Source organism: Streptomyces niphimycinicus, assembly GCF_018883605.1.
Taxonomy (GTDB): domain Bacteria; phylum Actinomycetota; class Actinomycetes; order Streptomycetales; family Streptomycetaceae; genus Streptomyces; species Streptomyces niphimycinicus.
Genome location: NZ_JAHLEM010001075.1, coordinates 1 through 1,772 on the forward strand (window position 1 = coordinate 1; position 1,772 = coordinate 1,772).

Sequence of the window (1,772 nt, forward strand, 5' to 3'; positions counted from 1 at the left end):
GAACGTCATCGTCACCCCGGCGGTGCGCGAGCTGCGCCACCGCAATCCGGACGCCGACGTCCGCACCCTGCATCTGACCTGGAACGACGCACGGGCCGCCCTGCTCGACCACCGGGTGGACGCGGCGGTGACCCGGCTGCCGTTCCCGACCGGCGATCTCCAGGTGACGGTCCTCTACGACGAGCCCCGGGTGCTGGTGGTGCCCGTCGACCATCCCCTGGCCGGGAAGGAGTCGGTCACCGTCGCCGATATCGCCGATGAACCCCTGATCCGGGGGGCCGACCCGGTCTGGAACGCCTTCTGGCGCATCGACCCCCGCCCCGACGGCAGCCGCGCACCCGACGGCCCCCTCGCCGAGGGGGTGGAGGACAAGCTCGAACTCATCGCCTCCGGGCAGGCCGTGACCATCGCACCCGGCGCCTATAGCCAGGGCCTCCGCCCCGATCTCGCCATCGTCCCGCTGCTCGGGGTCGAGCCGAGTCATGTGGTGCTGGCCACCCGCGCCGACGACAACAGCCGCCTCGTGGCGGCCTTCCGCAAGTACGCCCGGGTCCACCTCACCGGTCCGCCCTCGGCCGGCTCAAAGATCACTCGGTGAACAATGGGTTAAGCAGTTCAAAATAGGCGGTTGCCGCAATGGAACTTTTCCCGGCGCGACTGCCTTTGAAAAAGGGGATGACCTGCGACTGCGGGAAACTAGGGGATTCCCGGTGCAACCGCTTGTCGTCAATCTTTGTCTACCAGGGCGATCGGAAACACCAAATCGCCGGTCACCGGCGTCCGGTGACCATATCGGCACTTTCTCCGCCGGTTTGATCGGCACTGATTGCATGAAGGGCCACACCCCTATGCGCAGGTACCGGACCATGGCCGCTACGGCCACCCTCGCTCTCGCCCTGGGCGGAGCCGCCCTCGCGGCGCCCGCCGCCCAGGCGGCCGCGACGACTTCGGGCTCCCTCGTCCACGAGGACGGTGAGCTCTGGTACAAGGCCGCCGCGGGACAGAAGAACAATCTGTCGGTCTCCGAACAGATCGTCAGCCGTGGCGAATTCGAGGACTATTACGTCCTCACCTTCCGCGACAACGGCGAGATCACCATCGGTGCGGAAGCGGCGGACTGGGACGAGTGCACCTACCCGACCGCGAGCGACCACACCGTCGCCCAGTGCGCGGTGGAAATCCCGCAGAACTCCGACGACTCGGATGACTACGACGTCGACCTCGGTGACGGCGACGACACCATCAAGCTCGACGCCGACAGCAATGCCTACGCCGGAATTCACGGCGGCGCCGGCAACGACGTCCTCAAGGGCAACGCGTCGCCGACCTTCTACGGCGACGCCGGCAACGACAAGATCGACGGCGGCGGCGGTGTCATGGGTTTCGGCGCCTACGGCGGTGACGGCGACGACACCATCACCAACTGCGTGCAGGAATGCCACGGTGACGCCGGCAACGACACCATCACCGGCGGCTCCGAGGACAACGTCCTGCGCGGCGGCACCGGCAAGGACGTCCTGCGTGGCGGCAAGGGCGCCGACGCCATCTACGGCGACCAGGACGACGACACGCTGTACGGCGAGGACGGCGACGACACGATCTACGGCAACAGCGGCAACGATGTGCTGTGGGGCGGCAAGGGCCACGACACCCTCTCCGGTGGGCCGGGCCGCAACGAGGTTCACCAGGACTAAGCGCTCCGCTGGAAGTGTCACGATGCGTCGTCGGCCGGCCGCGGCGCCGTCGTGGCCGGTCGCGCCCGCGCGGCGGAG

2 protein-coding genes are annotated in these 1,772 nt (G+C 68.2%); both read left to right on the forward strand.

Features of this window, described 5'->3' with window-relative positions:
- Window positions 1-598: LysR family substrate-binding domain-containing protein (locus KN815_RS47615; protein ID WP_216347994.1), on the forward strand; the 598-nt coding region annotated here is incomplete at its 5' end.
- A 250-nt stretch (window positions 599-848) separates the two neighbouring features.
- The gene (locus KN815_RS47620; protein ID WP_216347995.1) at window positions 849-1,694 is read left to right on the forward strand and encodes a calcium-binding protein; all 846 of its coding nucleotides are present in this window, start codon (window positions 849-851) and stop codon (window positions 1,692-1,694) included.
- Window positions 1,695-1,772 lie beyond the last annotated feature (78 nt).